Source organism: Vibrio sp. S17_S38 (assembly GCF_014694375.1).
Lineage (GTDB): Bacteria > Pseudomonadota > Gammaproteobacteria > Enterobacterales > Vibrionaceae > Vibrio.
On record NZ_JAAUWW010000004.1, the window covers coordinates 126,456 to 146,783 of the forward strand.

16 protein-coding genes are annotated in these 20,328 nt (G+C 38.3%); 5 read left to right on the forward strand and 11 right to left on the reverse strand.

All coding sequences use genetic code 11. The features are described from left to right. Positions 1-38: 38 nt before the first annotated feature. Positions 39-1,037, reverse strand: coding sequence for a D-xylose ABC transporter substrate-binding protein (xylF, locus tag HC725_RS04905; RefSeq protein ID WP_190330659.1), 999 nt, complete (start codon positions 1,035-1,037; stop codon positions 39-41). Between the two features lie 701 nt (positions 1,038-1,738). Here xylF and HC725_RS04910 point away from each other — a divergent pair. Together HC725_RS04910 and HC725_RS04915 are read left to right on the forward strand one after the other, a co-directional pair. Next, complete coding sequence (locus tag HC725_RS04910; RefSeq protein WP_190330660.1) at positions 1,739-2,404, forward strand: QnrC family quinolone resistance pentapeptide repeat protein; 666 nt, start codon at positions 1,739-1,741, stop codon at positions 2,402-2,404. A 74-nt stretch (positions 2,405-2,478) separates the two neighbouring features. Continuing rightward, the gene (locus HC725_RS04915) at positions 2,479-3,705 is read left to right on the forward strand and encodes an amidase family protein (protein WP_190330661.1); all 1,227 of its coding nucleotides are present in this window, start codon (positions 2,479-2,481) and stop codon (positions 3,703-3,705) included. A gap of 185 nt (positions 3,706-3,890) precedes the next feature. Here the strand turns inward: HC725_RS04915 and HC725_RS04920 are convergent, their stop codons facing one another. The 7 genes from HC725_RS04920 to HC725_RS04950 all read right to left on the reverse strand — a co-directional run bounded on the left by HC725_RS04920 (position 3,891) and on the right by HC725_RS04950 (position 13,064). Beyond that, complete coding sequence (locus tag HC725_RS04920) at positions 3,891-4,721, reverse strand: carbohydrate ABC transporter permease (RefSeq protein ID WP_190330662.1); 831 nt, start codon at positions 4,719-4,721, stop codon at positions 3,891-3,893. Next, positions 4,721-5,695, reverse strand: a complete 975-nt coding sequence (locus tag HC725_RS04925; RefSeq protein WP_190330663.1) for a carbohydrate ABC transporter permease — start codon at positions 5,693-5,695, stop codon at positions 4,721-4,723. The genes HC725_RS04920 and HC725_RS04925 overlap by 1 nt, the downstream gene beginning before the upstream one ends. A 54-nt stretch (positions 5,696-5,749) precedes the next feature. After that, a complete protein-coding gene (locus tag HC725_RS04930) occupies positions 5,750-7,003 on the reverse strand; it encodes an ABC transporter substrate-binding protein (RefSeq protein WP_190330664.1) in 1,254 nt (417 codons plus the stop codon). 10 nt (positions 7,004-7,013) lie between these two features. After that, on the reverse strand, positions 7,014-8,060 hold the full coding sequence (locus HC725_RS04935; protein ID WP_190330665.1) for an ABC transporter ATP-binding protein: 1,047 nt from the start codon (positions 8,058-8,060) through the stop codon (positions 7,014-7,016). A gap of 245 nt (positions 8,061-8,305) precedes the next feature. Beyond that, the gene (locus HC725_RS04940; RefSeq protein ID WP_190330666.1) at positions 8,306-10,660 is read right to left on the reverse strand and encodes a glycoside hydrolase family 3 N-terminal domain-containing protein; all 2,355 of its coding nucleotides are present in this window, start codon (positions 10,658-10,660) and stop codon (positions 8,306-8,308) included. A gap of 145 nt (positions 10,661-10,805) precedes the next feature. Further along, positions 10,806-11,906, reverse strand: a complete 1,101-nt coding sequence (locus HC725_RS04945) for an AraC family transcriptional regulator (protein WP_190330667.1) — start codon at positions 11,904-11,906, stop codon at positions 10,806-10,808. 51 nt (positions 11,907-11,957) lie between these two features. Continuing rightward, entirely contained in the window at positions 11,958-13,064 is a 1,107-nt protein-coding gene (locus tag HC725_RS04950; RefSeq protein ID WP_190330668.1) for an ABC transporter ATP-binding protein, read from the reverse strand. A 413-nt stretch (positions 13,065-13,477) separates the two neighbouring features. Between HC725_RS04950 and xylA the strand changes: the two genes are divergently transcribed. From xylA to HC725_RS04965, 3 genes are all read left to right on the forward strand, one after another. After that, positions 13,478-14,800 (forward strand): xylose isomerase, encoded by a 1,323-nt coding sequence (gene xylA / locus HC725_RS04955; protein ID WP_446751349.1) that lies wholly within the window; start codon positions 13,478-13,480, stop codon positions 14,798-14,800. 196 nt (positions 14,801-14,996) lie between these two features. Then, positions 14,997-16,658 (forward strand): peptide ABC transporter substrate-binding protein, encoded by a 1,662-nt coding sequence (locus HC725_RS04960; protein WP_190330669.1) that lies wholly within the window; start codon positions 14,997-14,999, stop codon positions 16,656-16,658. A 146-nt stretch (positions 16,659-16,804) separates the two neighbouring features. Next, positions 16,805-17,986, forward strand: a complete 1,182-nt coding sequence (locus tag HC725_RS04965) for a hypothetical protein (RefSeq protein ID WP_190330670.1) — start codon at positions 16,805-16,807, stop codon at positions 17,984-17,986. A gap of 237 nt (positions 17,987-18,223) precedes the next feature. Here the strand turns inward: HC725_RS04965 and HC725_RS04970 are convergent, their stop codons facing one another. Genes HC725_RS04970 through HC725_RS04980 form a run of 3 tightly spaced genes read right to left on the reverse strand, consistent with a single transcriptional unit; the run spans position 18,224 to position 20,272 of the window. Continuing rightward, positions 18,224-18,568 carry a DUF202 domain-containing protein gene (locus tag HC725_RS04970; RefSeq protein ID WP_190330671.1) on the reverse strand — a complete coding sequence of 115 codons (345 nt, stop codon included), beginning with the start codon at positions 18,566-18,568 and terminating at the stop codon, positions 18,224-18,226. Between the two features lie 5 nt (positions 18,569-18,573). After that, entirely contained in the window at positions 18,574-18,915 is a 342-nt protein-coding gene (locus tag HC725_RS04975; protein WP_194687872.1) for a YidH family protein, read from the reverse strand. A gap of 52 nt (positions 18,916-18,967) precedes the next feature. Beyond that, positions 18,968-20,272: an anaerobic sulfatase maturase gene (locus HC725_RS04980; protein ID WP_190330672.1), complete on the reverse strand. Its 1,305-nt coding sequence runs from the start codon at positions 20,270-20,272 to the stop codon at positions 18,968-18,970. Between the last annotated feature and the right edge of the window lie 56 nt (positions 20,273-20,328).

The window sequence follows — 20,328 nt, forward strand, 5'->3', positions numbered from 1 at the left end:
GACTTTAACCGCCTGAATATCAACATCATCTTTCTATTTTACTTTTGATAAACATCGGCTTTTGAATGGAAGCCATCTGCAATGACAGTAGAATCGATATTCGATTTATCAACCGCGATTGGATTTAATAACCAAGCAGGTACATCTTTTAAGCCATTATTTAGGCTTGCATTAGTTGCTGGTTTTTTATCATTGGCAAGTTCAACCGCTATTTCAGCCGCTTTGTTCGCTAGCTGAGAAATTGATTTATAAACCGTCATAGTCTGCGTGCCATCAACGATACGTCTTACCGCTGCAAGATCAGCATCTTGACCAGAAATCGCAACTTTACCCGCTAAACCTTGAGCATCAAGCGCCTGAATAGCACCACCTGCTGTCGCATCATTAGAAGCAACGACGGCATCAATTTTATTTTCATTCGCCGTTAAAGCGTTCTCCATTATTTTCAATGCATTTTCAGCTAACCAAGAATCCACCCACTGATCGCCAACGATTTTGATATCACCAGAGTCAATTTTTGGTTGCAGAATATTCATCTGACCTTTACGGAATAACTTCGCATTGTTATCCGTTGGCGCGCCACCCATTAAAAAGTAATTGCCTTTCGGCTTTTGCTTTAGCATTGCTTGGGCTTGGATTTCACCAACTTTTTCATTATCAAACGAAATATAAAAATCGATATCGGCATTACTGATTAAACGGTCATAAGATAAAACTTTAATGCCCTCTTCCTTCGCTTCTTTAATAACGTTGGTTAGCACTTTTCCGTTGTATGGAATAATAACCAACACATCAACGCCACGAGAGATCATATTTTCAATCTGCGACATTTGAGTTTGTTCGTTACCATTTGCCGATTGAACAAAAACTTCTGCCCCTAACTCATCGGCTTTTTTAACAAAAATATCACGGTCTTTCTGCCAACGTTCTAAGCGCAAATCATCGATTGCCATCCCTATTTTTACTGTTTTAGCAAATGACGGCATACTGCTTAATGCCAGCACTAATACGCATACATACCCTAGTATTTTTTTCATATTCACATCCTCGTTGTTATACATATCCCTAATTGTTCTATTTCTTTAGGGTGACTTTTTAGTAAAAGTTGTCATTAAACTAGGACAGGAATAGATATTCCTCATTTGAAAGATTTTGTTTTCAATTTATGATTTTTATTTTTCGTGATCTGATACGAATTTAAGCAGAAATAAGTGTGATCTAGGCAGGGATATTTTATAGGCAGGAGAATATTCAATAAAAGTGTATCGGGATTAAAACAATAAAAATAAAAGCGAGATCCCGTATCGTCTTCGCTTAGGCTCATGTACGGGATGACGACGTGGGACTAACTTACCGACTTGCCTATTCCCCACGTTGTCATTCTGGATAGTGACGAAGGAGCGTAGTTCAGAATCTCCTAAGGTGAGTTGCTAACTGCTTTATGCCCCAAACCAACTTACCTTTCTAAGTGTGAATGGAAATCGTCAAGTAAATTTCACCTTACATAAATTATAATCATCTTAAATTCTCCCCGCCTATGTAGTCCTATCTAGCGCAAAACTTTTTTCTGGCTTGCCGCATAAGCTGACTCAATTTCTCCTGTCTTGTAGGGTCCGTTAGGTGCCTTATTTTGGCTATTTTAGTGCTGTGCAAATGCTTGTTTTTAAAGGGGTTTATTTTGTTGTCAACGTAACTGTAGATGTTAGTCTTAATTTAACTTAATCAAGAGGTTACAACATTGAATTATTCCCATAAAACGTACGATCAAATTGATTTTTCAGGCCAAGACTTGAGCTCTCATCATTTTTCTCACTGTAAATTTTTTGGTTGTAATTTCAATCGAGTGAATTTACGTGATGCCAAATTCATTGGTTGTACTTTTATTGAGCCGAATGATTTTGAAGGATGTAATTTTATCTATGCAGACCTACGAGATGCTTCATTCATGAATTGCATGCTTTCAATGGCGAATTTCCAAGGGGCAAACTGTTTTGGTCTTGAATTGAGAGACTGTGATCTAAAAGGTGCTAATTTCTCACAGGCAAACTTTGTCAATCATGTTTCTAACAAAATGTATTTTTGTTCTGCTTATATTACGGGTTGTAATTTGTCTTATGCTAATTTCGAAAAGCAATGCCTTGAAAAGTGCGATTTATTTGAAAATAAATGGATAGGAGCGAGCCTGCATGGGGCATCTTTTAAAGAATCAGATTTAAGCAGAGGATCATTTTCAGAGGACTTCTGGGGACAATGCCGAATTCAGGGGTGTGACCTCACTCATTCAGAATTAAATGGATTAGAACCTCGTAAAGTGGATTTAACTGGCGTGAAAATTTGTGCATGGCAACAAGAGCAGCTTTTGGAGCAGCTGGGGGTTATTGTTATTCCAGACAAAGTGTTTTGACCTACGATTTTAATCATTCAAATTTATAAAGCGAATAATCTCTCAGCTTTACAATTATCAAGATAGGAGCTCCCATGTATAACTTTTTATCCTCTGGCGCATTTGTTGAAACCTTCACGATAGAGCCATATAGCAATGGAGCACTGAATGGGCTTACATTTGCCGTAAAAGATAATATTGATATTGCTCAGTATAAAACCTCCTACGGGAGCCCATCTTGGCAAAATAAACATAAGGCTGCCATATATAATGCCTTGTGTGTTGACCAGCTATTAGGCTCTGGAGCAACCTGTTTAGGGAAGACGGTATCCGATGAATTCACATACAGTTTAGATGGCGAAAATTTCTTTTTTGGAACACCTATCAACCCCAAAGTGCCAGATAAAATACCGGGAGGCTCATCGAGTGGTTCGGCTTCTGCAGTTGCGTGTGGTTTAGTGGATTTTGCCATTGGAACCGATTCAGCTGGTTCAATCCGAGTTCCTGCAAGTTTGTGTGGCGTTTACGCCATGCGGCCAACTATGCATCGAATATCGGAGGCTGGTGTCTTACCTTTCGTCCCTAGCACGAGTACGGTTGGGGCTTTTGCCAATGATATAAATGTATTGAGTGATGTTATGCAAACGCTATTAAAGAGTGAAAGCGTGGTATCACAAAAAATAGAAACGATTTATCTGCTTGAAGATGCCTTTAATATCTCTGATGTTGAGGTATCTACTCTTATAAAAGATAGTATCAACAATTTATTGGTTAATATTGAAGCCAATGTTGTCTCTATTACACTGAGCGATATTCTTGGCGAGGAGGCAACACTTGATATGCTTAATGTTAATGCATTAAGACCATTACAAACTTTTGAGTTCTCAAACACTGTCGGTAACTGGATTGAACATGAATCGCCTGAACTTAGCCCATTTTTTACTATGAAATATGCAACGGTGCGCAAGTTTGATCGCAAATCGGTTAGCGATTCCCTCCGGCTTTGTGAGCGATATTTTCGCCAGATGTCCTCGTTTCTTAAAAAGGGAGATTTGGTTTTATTTCCCACAGTACCCACGATTGCACCATTAAAGCATTCACTTGAGAATATGGAAACTGCGCTAGATTTTTATGACCGAACTATGTCGTTCACTTCGTTTTCTGGTATTGGTCGTTTGCCTGAAATATCGATACCAATAGCAAATATAGATAACGCACCTGTTGGACTGTCAGTGGCAGCAGGCTTCTATCAAGATGAATTTTTAATATCCAGTGTAAAGCAGCTACTTTGTGAGGTGATGATGTCACCTCAAACTAAGTGACTAAATTCACTATGTAATTGCAATGTGGCTAGGTTGCCCTAACTCATTTCTGTCCAAAAACTTTTCATAACTAAATAATAAGCTCTATTAATCCCCAAACAACCACCTACAAATTAAACCCAATAAAATGCCGCCTGACGTTACCCATCAGGCGGCATTTATTTTTCTAGAAATAGAGTAATCCCCTATCCTTTTACTGCACCGGCTGTTAAGCCATCAATCAATCTTCTTGATGCTAATAAAAATAGAATCAATAACGGCAATACTGCTATTGCTGCGCCAATTGATACTGCGCCCCAAGGAACTTGCCCTGTGCCTTGCAACGCACGTAAAGCTAAAGGAATAGTGAACATTTTCATGTCATTCATGACCACTAAAGGCCCCATGAAGTTATTCCATGTACCAATGAAAGTTATAAGCCCCAGAGTGCCAAAAGCTGGTGTAATTAATGGCACAATCACGCGGTAGAATATTTTAAATTCTCGGCATCCATCCATACGCGCCGCTTCCACCAACTCTTTTGGAATAGAGCTGGCGATAAACTGGCGCATCATGAAAATCCCCATCGCGCCACATGCCGCTGGCACAATTAACGCTTTAGGATCATTCATCCATCCGATTTGTGACATGATCATCGCCGTTGGTATCATGCCCAAAAATGGAGGCAATAACATCGTCCCCATAATGCAGACAAATAACAGGTTCTTATATTTGAAATCAAACATGGCGAAGGCATAACCAGCCAGTGAACAGAAGACTAAATTAAGTACCGTAACAATCACTGCCACATACAAACTAAGACCCAAGTTATGCCAAAAATAAGGTAAGTACTTGAGCAAAGTATGAAAGTTATCGATTAGATAGTCACCAAAGAAAATCGGTGGCGGAACCGATAAAATACCCGAGTTAGATTGTGACGAAAATACGAACATAAAGTAAAATGGCGCAAACATAATAACGGCACCAATCAGTACCACAACGTAAGCAATCAGTTTATCTTTGCCTAATTTTTTCATTATTGATTACTCCCACCCAGTAGCTTGTTATTGACCCATGTTAAGGCGGCAATGATCATAAATAAGATCCATGATATTGCAGAGGCAGTACCAAAATCACTTTCCACAAAGGCCGTTATATACATGTGCATTGCAGCTGTTTTCCCTGCTTGATCAATACCTCCCGTACCGCCAGTTATAATGAAAGGTTCTTCAAATAACTGGAGATTACCAATGATGGTCAACGTCACGGCAAAGAAAGCCATTGGTTTAAGCATCGGTAAGGTGATATGCCAAAACTGTTGGTAACGATTGGCTCCGTCAATGGTGGCGGCTTCATAAAGATCTTTAGGAATCGTTTGTAACGCAGAAAGATACAACACCGTATTCCAGCCGACAAAGCGCCAAAAAACCACGAAAGAAATCATATCTTTGGTGTATTCCGGCCGAGTCCAATCCACGTTTTGTTGTGGAAATAGCCAAGAAAAAATATGCATATCAAAAAGAGAAAAATTACCGATCGTGGTTAATAGCTGATTCACCATGCCAAAGTCACGAGAAAATAAGGTCGTAAATACCAATGAAATAGCCACGGTAGAGGTAATATAAGGAATGAAATACAGACCAATAACGGTATTGCGCCACCGTGTAAAACTGGTGTGAATAAAAAAGGCCAAAGGCAGGGCAACAACGTGCTGAGGGATCCCCGACTTAAGCGCAATGACAAAGGTGTTATAAAGTGATTTTTGGAACCAATCGTCTTCTAGTGCAAAGGTATAATTGTCCCAACCGACCCATTCCATTGCTGAAAGCCCTGCCGCTGGATCCCAATAATGGAAAGACAAATACAAGGAGAAAAGTAATGGGAATAAGCCAAATACACCAAAAATAATAAAAAATGGGCTAATAAAAAGATAAGGTGCGATCTTATTTCCTTTCCTTAACCACAGTTTTTTTCTTTTCGATTGTGTTGATTGATCAGCGATAGAAATCATAGAGCCACCAAATCCTGGCAATGACGCAGCATTCACGCCATTGCCAAATTAAAATTAACGACGTCGAGCTTTACGCTTGATTTGCTTTTCAGCATCAGCCAATACAGTGTCAATATTTGCATCATGCTCTAAGACTTTCTCTAAAGCATCGTTCACAATTTGACGAGCCGATTCATCATATTTATCTTTTGTGGTAGCAGGGATCTTCATCGCAGCTTCTTTCCATTGAAGACGTGCTTTTTGGCCACCAAGATACGGGATAGATTCATCAAAGAATGGATCGTTTTGAGCTTCTAAAAGCGCAGGAAATGCATTAATTTCTTTAAACCCGATAAGTTCTACCGACTTGGTTGTGGTCATATATTTAATAAATTTCCACGCTGCCGCTTTTTGTTTTGCCTTAACTGGAATGGCATAGAAAGAACCGCCCCAACTTGCAAAAGATCCCGCAGGTAATTGAGCGGTACGCCATAATCCAGAATCATCAGGCGCTATCCAATCTTCTAAATGACCACCTAACCAAGCGCCCATCATTTGGCTCGCAATCGTGCCGCGGCGTAAACCTTCCGTCCACTCATTTGTCCAAGGCGTCACTCGCGCATCAATGCCCGCATCTCGTGCTTTTTTAGCTAAGGCGAAGGCTTCTTTAAAGCGAGGGCTATCAACCAATATATTATGGTCTTTATCAAAGTAGATACCCTGACCATCTTTTAAATTAGAACGAATATAAATATCTTTAATATCAACAGCATTAGCCAGTAAGTAGTCGCCAGTTTTTTCTTTTATTTTCTTACCGGCTTCAATAAAAGAATCCCAGCTTTTGGTTAAATCTTCTTCTTTAACACCAGATTTATCTAAAATATCCTTACGATAAAATAAAGCCCCCGGCCCCATATCAGCAGGAATAGCTCGTAAGTTTCCTTTAGCATCCGAAGCTTGAGCAACTGTGAATGGTGTTATTTTTTGAATAAAATCCCCTGCGTTATAAGGTGCGGCATTTAAATTTTCTAGCCCACCAGATTGTGCAAACCGACCAATATAACTGGCTTCAATCGCCATCACATCAGGCAAGTTTGCTCCTGTCGCAAGTGCTGTCGTCATCGCATTATGGTGGTCGCCATACGCAAGATTCACGAATTTTATTTTAATATCAGGATTTAATTTCTCAAATTCTGGTGCGACCTTTTCAGCGACTTGATTAAAGTTAGGAAAAGAAGCTACGGTTATTTCTACCGGTTTCGCATAAACATTTGATACAGCGATTACAGAAAGTCCGGCTGTAATCATTGAGGTTTTAAAGATATTCATAGTCAGTCCTTTAGTTTCTATTATTATTTTCATCAAATATATGAATATTATTTCTACTGAAAAATAAATCGACTTCCTCTCGCTTTAAATTTTCAATATATTCAGACTGAACTGTTATTACTTTATCTTTATACTGACAAAATAAATTAACCATTGAGCCTAAAACCTCATAATTAATAATATTGACTCTAATTGATGAAATGTCGTTAAAGTTGGATTTAACTTGTGATTTCTTAAGATATAATTGTTGAGGACGAATACCTATATGAATCTTTCCCTCTCCATTCAGATTCAAAGAAAAATCTGAAACTATATCTTTATTATCTATTTTTATAATATTCATTTCAGGAGAACCAATAAATCTTGCAACGAACATATTTCTAGGCTGTTCATAGATTTCTTTTGGTGTCCCTATTTGCTCTATTTTACCTTGATTTAAAATGACGACCCTATCAGCTAAAGTCATCGCTTCAACCTGATCGTGTGTCACATAAATAACAGTGGTTTTCACTCTTTGGTGCAATCGCTTTATTTCTTTTCTCATTTGCCCACGTAGCTTGGCATCTAAATTCGATAATGGCTCATCAAACAAAAATACCTCAGGGCTTCTTACCATCGCTCTGCCCATCGCAACACGTTGCCTTTGCCCTCCGGATAAATCTTTAGGCTTGCGATCAAGTAAATCCGTTAGCTCTAATATTTCGGCTATTTCAGATATCATTACTTTACGTTCAGTCTTATCAATCTTGAGATTCTCTAAACTAAAGCCAATATTTTCAGCCACGGTCATATGTGGATATAAGGCATAGCTTTGGAATACCATGGCAATATTTCTTTCGATTGGATGAAGTTCATTAACCACCTCATCACCAATCAAAATCTCACCAGATGTAATATCTTCTAACCCTGCTAGCATGCGTAAAGTCGTTGATTTACCACACCCTGAAGGGCCTAGTAATACTATAAATTCACCATGTTTTATGGATAGATCAATCCCTTTAACAACTTGGGTCGTATCATAATGTTTTTCTAAGTTTTTAAACTGAACCGATGCCATAAACCCACCAATATTCATTCAATAAATAGTATTTAGCTTTAGTCTATTTTTACAATTAGCATTTAACATCTAGATAATATAAAAATATTGCATTCTTATACGTTAAATTTATTAATTTAATCGTCGCCACCATAAACCCAACAAAATATAACCATTATTTTTCGCTAACTATCATTTGATAAATATCGATTAATAACTAGATCTTAATATCCTATAATTAATAGAACGTGTGTAATAGATAATGTTTAATAACCGCTGTGGCAGACCATATTCCAATATTTATCCAAAACTTTATCTTTACCTGTAACAGTAATAGTTTCAGACAATAGAATATCGGTAGATGATTTACCCACCATGATTTCGAATTCGCCCGGTTCTACGACTCTTTGATGGTTATTATTGGTAAAGTTGAGCATGTCTGTTGGTAATTCAAACCATACCGTGGCGTGCTCACCTGCATTCAAATTAACGCGCTGAAAACCCTTTAACTCTTTTACAGGTCGAACTAATGAACAAAGTTTATCTTTGATATACAACTGCATCACTTCACAGCCCTCTCTCTGACCAGTGTTTTGAATATCAACCTGAACTTTAATACGACCCCCCATCTCAACTCTGCTTTGTTCCACACGCATATTTTGATAATCAAACTGGCTGTAAGTCAGGCCGTAACCAAAGTTATATTTCGAACCAAAATGATACGCGATAGGTGTACCACCACTTTTTAATTTATGGTTATAGTAATAAGGAACTGCGCCAACATTCTTAGGTATTGATAACGTTAATCGGCCAGAAGGTGATTGATTTCCAGTCATAATATCGACGATGGCTCGTGCACCTTCTTGCCCTGGAGCCCAACCAAAAATAACAGCGGCTGCTTTTTCTTCAGCACCATTTAAATTATATGAGCGTCCACCAGTGACTAAAATAATCACAGGTTTATTCGTCGCGAGTGCAGCATCAATGAGTTGCTGTTGAACGCCCGGTAAATTAAGGCTATCAGTATCGGAACCTTCTCCGACAGTACCGGTTTGGAATAAGCCAGCAAGATCGCCTACGCACACTAGAGCTACGTCAGATTCATCAATAGCTGCCACGGCTTTAGGTATCAAATTTGCGTCTTGAGAAACTGGTGACTCAAGTTGTTGCCCTGTGGCCATATCAACATCACCAGGAAAGACTGGCGCATTGGTATGCCTTTGAGTCAAAATCTCACACCCTTTACTGTAAATAACATCTTCAAATTGGTCTTGTACTGCTTCAAGTAATGTTTTGGCAACTTTAGTATCATCCTCAAAACTACTTAAAATTAAGTGCACAGGAAAACTATAGCCACCAAGTAACGCTAGTTGATCGTTTGCCGTTGGGCCAACCACTGCAATTTTGCAACGAGAATTCAAAGGTAATGTGCCGTCATTCTCCAATAGCACAATAGACTGTAAAGCAACTTGATAGGCTAATTCTGTTGCTCTATCACTTCTTAAATCTGTATTGCTCTCATCACAATATGGATGTTCAAAAAGCCCTAGTTCAAATTTCACTTTGAGAATTCGAGATACAATTTCATCAATTTTAGATTCTGAAATTAATCCTTCGTCCAATGCCACTTTCAAGTGACGAGAACATGCGTCATCAGGTAACTCAATGTCTAATCCTGCATTAAAAGCAAGTGCAGCCGCTTCTGCATTATTAGCTGCAATTCCATGATGACTAGCTAACAGCTCTACGCCGCCATAATCAGCAACGATCAGCCCATCAAAACCCCATTGCTCGCGTAATACTGTAGTCAATAAATAAGACGATGCATGGCAAGCTTCATTATCGATATCATGGTAAGCCGGCATCACCGACCCAGCATTTGCCAACTTAACCGCCATTTCAAACGGAAGCATAAAAGAATCGTTCAACTCTTTATAACCAAGATGAACAGGTGCATGATTACGAGCGCCTTCACTAAATGAATGGCCAACATAGTGTTTTAATGTGGCGAGCAAATCACGGTTTTCACCTTGTAAACCCTTAACATAGTGCGTTGCTAATATGCCAGCATGGTAAGGATCTTCACCTAACGTTTCTTCTGTGCGTCCCCAGCGTACATCGCGGGAGACATCCAAAACTGGCGCTAAACCATGATGAGCACCCACTTTTCTCGCTTGGTGACCGATCTCAGCGCTCATCTGCTCAATTAATTCAGGATTCCATGTATGCCCAAAATTTAACGATGACGGAAAAAGTGTCGCCCCTTTCGCCATCAATCCCACGAGACATTCTTCATGTGACATCGCTGGGATGCCTAAACGAGTTTCTTCAATCAAATATTTCTGCAATTGGTTGAGTGCTTTAATACCAACACTAGCATCGACAGAATGCGTGCCTAGTGGGCGAGTAATTTGCCCTAAACCATGGCGAAGTCTTTCTTTAATGGGTTTTCGAGCATCTTGCCCTCCCATTTCTAATTCACGGTCTTGATGCTCACCATCAGGCTCTAAAATTAGCCATTGAGCACCCAATTGAGCTATTTTTTCGTCTATGGTCATTTGACTTAATAAGTCATTCAAACGCTCATTTACTGTGTAATTAGAATCTTTATAAATACTCATATTATTACCATGATTATAATTGGACATTTTCTGGAAATAATAATGAATCATTAATAGTTAAAGGGATTAGATCTACCGCACACTTGCCAAATTCATAAATCAATCAACCAAATATGATAATTTTATATTTACCAACGCTTTAAAACTAACTAGGTATCATTCCTTTTCGGTACTGTAATGGCGTGTATCCCAATTGCTTCCGATATACTTGATATAAATAACTTTGATTTGGATAGCCACATTGCAACGCAATACTCTCAATTGAATCTTGTGTGTCTTTTAATAATCGTTTTGATTTATGGATACGGAGATCAGACAAATACTGGTGAACCGTCATCGATTTACAAGATAAAAACCGATTGTCTAATGTTTTTCGTGAAATACGGCAATAATCAATAACCTGCTGAACTTTTATATTTAAATAGTAATTATTATGAATAAAATACAGGGCCTTATTTACCATCTCATCATTGAAACCTTCATCTGTTGGCGTTGTCGATTTTTCATTAATGAGTTTAATCGGTTGGTATTTTTCATGGAGAAAGCGGTTAAATCTCTTCGCTTTTAAGAGCACTTCCATGCAACGCTGCCCAAGATAATAGGGATCAATATTAATGGAGCTCAGCGGCAAAGGTGAAATGGCTCGCTCAGCATCATCATAATCCGTTCCAATTATTGAAACTTGATTGGGGACTGATATGTTTTTTTCCATGCATAAATTGGCTAACTTCCTCGCACTGCGGTCAGTGGCACAATAAACGCCAAGAGGAAATAGATGTTCATTAATCGACTCTAATGTATCGATGTAATGTAAATCTAGCTTTTTAGCTTCTGCCATAAAACATTCTTTTCTTTCACGAGCCCAACCTGTATTAGATTCATTTACATCCATATAAAAAGAAACATGATTAATTTTTGTTTGAATAAATTGCCCTAATGCTAAACAAGCAAACTGATGATTATCATTAACTAATGTTGAAACCTTTTCTGGTGGGTGCAATATGGTATAACTGGAATATAATAATATTCGAGAATTAAGCCGAGAAAGGATTCTATACTTGTCTCCTTTGTCATAATCAGCAATGACATAATCCCACTGCTGATCAATAATACTTTGTATATTTTCTATTGATTCAATATGAATAGTTAATTTTAGTTGAAGCTCATCTATTTTTGCCTTAATACCTTTCAAAACCTCACGGTCATAATAAAACATGGTATCAATGAGTAATAATAACTTTGCCATAATTCACCTAAAGTCGATTACAATTTTCGCCAGACAAGAGGCTAAAATAATTTATTCCAATGAATCTGATTTTAGATTAATCACTTGGCCTGAATTGTTATCAAAAATATGCAATTTATTAGAATCCAAATAAACATTAATATCCCCGGCCTCCGGAATATCACCTTCTGCACTCACCTCTAAAACAAATTTTATGCCTTGAATACTGACTTCTAGTTCATAGGCAGCTCCAAGGAGTTCGCAGGTAATGATGCTTGCCGACAATTTAACACCGAACATTATATCGCTGGCATCCAAATAGATATCGCTAGGCCGAATGCCTAATACAACATGGGTATTCTCATTTTCAATCCCATATTCACCTTGAAGTGGGATCAATTTCTCTCCCAACATCACATTCCACTGTTGATTTTTTACTAATTGGACATCGACCAAATTCATGGTTGGGCTGCCAATAAAACTGGCAACAAAGGTATTGACCGGATGGTGATAAATATCTTCTGGCGTGCCAACTTGCTCAATTCTTCCATCCTTTAACACGACTATACGATCAGCTAAAGTCATCGCCTCAATCTGATCATGTGTTACATAGACGGTGGTCTTATTTAATTTTTTATGTAGGCTTTTAATTTCCCCACGCATCGCATTTCTTAACTTGGCATCTAAATTGGATAGCGGCTCATCGAATAAAAAGACTTCAGGCGTTCTCACCATTGCCCGCCCCATTGCCACACGTTGCCTCTGCCCACCCGACAATGACCGCGGTTTACGATCCAAAACCGGAGTCAGTTGCAACATATCCGCTATCGGCCTAACTTGCTTACGGATTGCCTCTTTATTCATGCCTGACATTTTCAAAGCAAAAGCGATATTGTCGTACACCGACATATGAGGATATAAAGCATAACTTTGGAAGACCATTGCAATATTGCGATCTTTTGGCGACATATCATTGACCAGATCATTACCTATAATCACTTCTCCACCGGTAATATCTTCTAGTCCAGCTAGCATTCGTAATGTGGTTGATTTCCCACAACCTGACGGCCCAAGAAAAACAATAAATTCGCCTTCCTCAATATGTAGATTAAATGATTTCACTACATCAATATTTCCCGAGTAGGTTTTACTTACATTCTTAAATTCTACTGCCGCCATTTTGTTTATCCTTGAGAGGTTTAACCTATATGTTCTATTAATAAATTGTTGTTAGATAAAATCTATCCTCTCTGCAGATTATTCACCCTACGAAAAATAGTTCTACCGTAATTATCAAGAAAACATTAGCACCTTTATTTACAAGTCCAACCATTATTAACTTACGAAAAATGATAATTATTTTATGATATTTATCATTTGTGACCGGAATAGAATAAATAGTGAAATATTATAAGCCCCATGAAACCAGTATTAAGATATCAATAACTTAGGTCATACAACGTTAATATGTACGATATTTTTTGAGAGGTAGAGCACAATAAATAAATAGCTTAAATTCATTACTAAATTTCATAATTGAGAGAATCTGATTATAGGTCAATGATTAATGACCCTTACAACATGGAATGAAAATGATGACTGAATTTTTTAAAAACGTTCAACCTATTAAATTTGAAGGCAGTGAAAGCACTAACCCACTTGCCTTTCATCACTACGATGCAGATAAAATGATCTTGGGTAAATCAATGAAAGATCATTTACGCTTTGCCGCCTGTTATTGGCATAATTTCTGTTGGCAAGGTCAGGATATTTTTGGTAGCGGTACGTTTGATCGCCCATGGCAACAACCTGGTAATGCGATGGAAATGGCTAAAATGAAAGCTGATGCGGCTTTTGAGTTTTTTTCTAAACTTAACATTCCTTATTATTGCTTCCATGATATTGATGTTGCTCCTGAGGGAAACTCACTTAAAGAATATGTGAACAATTTCGCTCAAATGACCGATGTATTAGAACAAAAACAATCAGAAACAGGACTAAAACTACTTTGGGGTACCGCAAATGCTTTTACCCATCCAAGGTATATGGCAGGGGCTGGTACGAATCCTGATCCTAAAGTATTTGCTTATGCTGCAACGCAAATATTCAATGCTATGGGTGCAACCAAACGTTTAGGCGGTGAAAACTATGTACTTTGGGGTGGTCGTGAAGGGTATGAAACACTACTCAATACTGATCTTCGCCAAGAACGAGAGCAGTTGGGTCGCTTAATGCATATGGTGGTTGAACACAAACACAAAATCGGGTTTAAAGGGACGATTTTGATTGAACCCAAACCACAAGAACCAACTAAGCATCAGTATGATTACGATACTGCCACGGTTTATGGATTCTTAAAGCAGTTTGGTCTTGAGAATGAAATTAAGGTCAATATTGAAGCAAACCATGCCACACTCGCTGGCCATAGTTTTCAACATGAAGTCGCCACTGCAACCTCTCTAGGGTTATTTGGTTCCATTGATGCCAATCGTGGTGACCCGCAATTAGGTTGGGATACTGACCAATTCCCGAACAGTGTCGAAGAAAATACACTTGTGATGTATGAAATTCTTAAAGCTGGTGGGTTTACTACTGGTGGCTTTAACTTTGACTCACGAGTACGCCGCCCATCTATTGATGGAGAAGATCTCTTCTATGGTCATATCGGTGGAATGGACACAATGGCACTGTCGCTTGAAAAGGCTGCCACCATGATTGAAAACGATACTTTAGCGAAGAATATTTCACAACGTTATGCAGGATGGAATCAAGATCTCGGTAAGAAAATTTTAAACAAAGAGCTATCACTTGAAAGCCTAGCTAAATTAGCAACCGACAGCGACATAAATCCAATAAAAGAATCAGGCAAGCAAGAATACTTAGAAAATATTGTTAATAATTACATTTATAAATAAAGCTTAAGTCGACCAAAAAGTGTTGTATTACCGCACTTTTTGGTTCTTTCTAAACTTAATATCTATCACATAATCTGCTTTCAAAAACCTCATAACATACCCTATAACTAATAATTCTATCAAGACAGCTACCTTGGACTCTTCTGTTCTGATATTAATATGAGTAATAAATAAATCATCATTATAGGGATATTCGATGTTACCTCTACACTTACTACCAAGCTTATTATCATCAACTCATCCATCGCAACAAGCGGTGAAACTATCATTGATAATCGGTACTTTGCTAGCGATGCCTAGTGCGTTTGCAGCCGATATTCCGACAGGAACTCAACTCTCCAGCCAACAAACTCTGGTTCGTGGTAATTTTGATGAGCCACCGAGCCTTGATCCTGCTTTCTCTTCAACGGGTTCAAGTTCTAATGTTATTCAGGATATGTTTGAAGGCTTAGTGAGCTTTGATAAAGATGGAAATGTCGTCCCCTCCCTTGCAAGCCATTGGGATACATCAAAAGATGGAAAAGTATATACCTTTCATTTACGCCCTAATATTCAATGGTCTGATGGGACTCCAATCACAGCTCAAGATTTTGAATTTGAATATAAACGTTTAATCGATCCAGCGTTAGGTGCTCCCTATGCTTGGTATTATAGCGCAGCAAAATTACTCAACGCCAATGATATCATTCACGGCAAAAAATCCTCTGATAGCCTAGGCGTAAAAGCGTTAGACTCACAAACTCTACAAATCACTCTAGAGCAAGCACTACCTTATTTTACCCAAATGCTTATCCACGAATCATTTTTCCCAACCCCTGAAAAAGTGGTAAAGAAATATGGCAAAAATTGGACTTCACCACAAAATATTGTGACAAGCTCTGCTTATGTATTAAAAGAGCATGTTATCAACGAAAGAATTGTTCTGGAGCGGAATACTCAATATTGGAATGATAATAAAACCGCTATCAATAAAGTGACGTATCTACCATTGCAAGATGCTAATTCTGAATACAACCGTTTCCGTACTGGAGAAATAAGCCTAACAGGAAGCGTGTCGGTTGATAAAATTGCTGAGGTAAAAAAATCCGCCCCAGAAACCTTGGTTATTGCACCCAAAATCGCAGAATATTATTATGGTTTTAATACCACAAAAGCCCCATTTGATGATGTTCGAGTACGTAAAGCTTTTAGCTATGCCATTGATCGTAATGTAATTGCTAATCGTATTTTGAACATGGGTTACGCCCCAGCCTACACCTTCACTCCACCTGCAACCGCTAACTATTCTTTGCCAAAAGTTGAGTGGCAATCACTATCTCAGCAACAACGTGTAGAACAAGCGAAATCATTACTTACTCAAGCGGGTTATGGCCCTGATCATCCATTAGAAGTCACATTTGATTATCCAACCGATACTAAAGTAAAACGTATTGCTGTCGCAGTCGCTTCTATGTTGAAACAAAACTTAAATGTGACAGTGCATTTAGAAAATCAAGACATCAAAACTTTCTTACAAAAAGTGGGCGAAACCGATTTCACATTAAGCAGCTTTCAATGGGGCGGTGACTATAATGAAGCCTCCACTTTCTTAGATATGTTCGAGACTCATGGTTACAACCCGGGCAAATGGTCAAATGCCAACTACGATAAATTAATGGCACAGGCAAAAACCACAATGAATGACCAAAAGCGCTTAGAAATTTATCATCAAGCTGAACAAATTCTTGCTCAAGAGATGCCAGCCATGCCGATATATTTTGAAACCAAAGCAGTCCTCAAACAAACTAATGTAGGTGGTTATAGTGTCACTAATCCAGGTCACAATCGATTAACCCGAGAGATGTACATTACTAAATAATCTGGCTGGCTACCTATCTAAGTATAGAGATAGGTAGTTATATTGATTCACTACAAGTTCATGACCTCATCAATACACGGTGAGGTCATTTTAGATATAAACTGCATTAACGATTAATTTTTCAAGAATGTCTTTTAGGATTGACCATGCCAGTACAGACACCATCGACCACGCTAAATCCTATGCCTCTCACTCAAAGTAAAAAATTTAATCTTTGGTTCTTTAGTCTGATCATTGTCTTAGGCATATTATTCGCATGGCTGCCAATATTAACCACCTTAACCAGCCAATATCTTAATAGCAGTATTTCACAGGCTGGGATCGCATTTGGCACAGCAAGAGCCATCAATGCCATTGTTTCAGTGATCCAAACTAGTACCGTAAATATCACTTTTATAAGTATAGATTTAGGCCAAATCTTTGACCCAATAAACGATATGGTTGAGGATTTTTCGGAAGTAATGAAATGGGCTCTAAGTTCGCTCATACTGCAAAAAGTCTTATTTGAAATCGCCAGCCGAGAAGCGTTTAATTGGTTACTTTCTGTCGCTGGCGCTATTACCTTATCTGTCTTGTGGCTTAATGCTTTTTCAAACCAAATTAAAAATTATTGTATTAAGTTCTTTTTGACCCTCTTCAGCATTCGATTCATCGTTCTTTTTACACTGTTGCTTAATTCCATGGCAGGATCTTTGTTACTCGATCCAGCCATAGCTAAAAACCAAGAGCAGCTAGAAATAAATTCTAACCAGATGATCGAACTACAGAAATCTCTTATGGGTAAGAATTATCAGCAACAACTTGGTGAGATTGCAGTACAACTACATAACGCCAAAGATGCTCAGCAGCGACTAGAACAACAACATACACAGCACCAAAGCAATATTAATTCACTAAATCAAAAGATTAAGTCCAAAAAATCACAACTTGGATGGTTCAAAACAGATGATGAATTAACCACATACCAACAAAAACTTACCGTATTAAGTCAGCAACAATACACACTTGAAATAAAAATAATGAATAACAATAAGCACATGAAAGAGCTACAAGATCAGCAACACTCTCTTCAATCTCAACTGGCAGGAAAGGCGCAGGATGACTTTAGCGGCAACGTTCTCGACACCCTAAGCAACGCTAAATCTGCCGCCTCAAATATTGTCTCTAAAAAATTCTGGTTCCAAGTCGAAGATGCCACCAAGCAACTCGTGGATACCATGTTACAAAGCATGGTCAACTTCACTCTTAAAGTTATTTTAATGCCACTGCTTTTCTTATGGATCACCAAAAAGTGGCTGCAAAGCTTATTTAGGAGGAGGTTGGTTTGAAGTATGATCAGGACGTTTCAATGATCATCTTCCAGATGCAATTTATAGCTACTCTTCTGGGCCTAATAAGATATCAATCGTTTTAGCAATGTCATTTAACGCAATTTTAGGTAATTAAGAAAACGGCGAAATCATTTGTAAAAAAGAAACAATATTAGGCAGTAGTTCATTATTTATCTCTAACTTCCCTTTATTTGATATCACTCTGCTTATCACATAATAATTAAACCTAATCATTCAATAAAGTTGGTGGTATAAATTCATGCCACAAGATAAAGCAATTAATAATGCCGCAACGCCTAATAGAAAACTGATAATTCGTTTCATCCAAATGGCATTACTGGTAGTAAGCTCACCCTCCAATAATAATTGAGGAGCCCTATAAACTGTCACAAAGTAGAAAAGTAACGTCAACGCAACCAACGTCATTCCCGCATAAAAAACCAGGCTATTTTGGTTGGCGTAACCAACCCTAACCACCAATAAGGCATCCAACAATAAAACAAAGATCGTTCTGGACCACGATAATGAGGTTCTTTCCGATTGTAACCCACCATCCACTGCACGCTTTTTATTTATCATTATGATTATAAAAACAAAATTAAATAAGCGACAAAAGCGACAACGAAGATCATTACGAGGCTTATAACCGTTAACGTTCGCGTATACGCTAATTCAGAATTATTCCTCATTGCTTTTTCATTATGAGACCAACGACGATAAGCATAGTAAGCTAGGCTGGCAGAAAACAGGCTGAGTATCAGTGCAAGACTTTCTCGATACACTTCTGGTGCAATATTCGGTGCTAATTGATCTACCCCAACAGCTGCGGCCAAAAAAGCTAGCGCGGTACGGATCCATGCCAAAAATGTACGCTCATTGGCAAGTGTAAATCGGTAATCAGGGGCCTTACCTGTTTTGCGCCACATGATTGCTATCCTCTAAATGATAAATGTAGATTATTGCTTTTCGCACTTAACGTTATTGCAAACAGCAACGCTTGAATTTTTCGCCACTACCGCAGGGGCAAGGGCTATTCTTAGAAATTTCAAACATGGAATAAAGCTGCTTAGGGTTATGTTTAATGACCTGCATAATATTCGCAGGTGACTGCTGGTTCTCTATTAACTTCGACATTAATTTCATATGAGGCGCAGTGTGTTTAAAAAAGGATTTATACCCCTCACAAAAATAATTGTGATTGATATAACCACTTTGAGACACACTAAATCGATGCTTTGGACAACCACCATGACAAGCAAATTTATAATCACATTGTAGGCAATCGGCATCCAATGTTTTCATCTTATCTTCACCAAACTGCTTAGCCTCTTGGCTATTGTTCATTTCTTTAATGCTGACTTCATTAATATTGCCCAACAAATATTCAGGATACACAAAATGATCACACTGATATAAATCGCCATTCGACTCTAAAGCAAACGCATGCCCGCAAGTTTCCGACGTAACACAAGATCCCGAAGGATAACCGCACCATGTCGCTAAAGTTGAATCAAACATATTGACGAATATCCGACCAACATCTTGTTTCACCCAACAATCAAAAACGCCATTCAAAAATTCACCATAACGCCATGAGGCAACCGACCAAGGCAATAGTTTAGCTTGTGACTCGCCAGGATGAACCAAGGTTAAGGCTTGAGAGTCTTGTATGAAAGTTTGTGCCTCTCTTTCAACTAACGGAATAAATTGAAGATAAGTGGACCCAATTTGTTTTAAAAACTGATAAACCCGCTCAGGATGCTGAGCATTAATATCATGTACAACCGTTAAGGTATTGAACTCTATATGATGTTTTTTAAGGTATTGGATCCCTTCCATCACTTTGACATGAGTCGATTTTTTTGAGCGAGTTACACGATAAGCATCATGTAAATCTTGCGGCCCATCAATAGACACACCCACTAAAAAATCATGCTGCTTAAAGAACTCACACCATTCATCATTCAATAAAATACCGTTGGTTTGAAAAGTATGGCTGATACGCTTGCTACTGCCATATTGAGAACAAAGAGCAACCACTTGCCGGAAAAAACCAACACCCATTAATGTTGGCTCACCACCCTGCCAAGCAAATTGCACCTCTAAACCTGCCTGTGCATCAATATGCTTCTGAATGTAACGCGCTAAGGTTTCGTCATTCATTCGCCAATTTTGATTTTGGTCTGGATACAGTTTCTCTTTTTCTAAATAAAAACAGTAACTGCAATCCAAGTTGCATATTGAACTGCTAGGCTTAGCCATCACATGACAATTACTCGCCATGGCAGAACTCAATCCAGTTAGACTTCAAGGGCGGCCATCTTTTCATTCTTTTACCT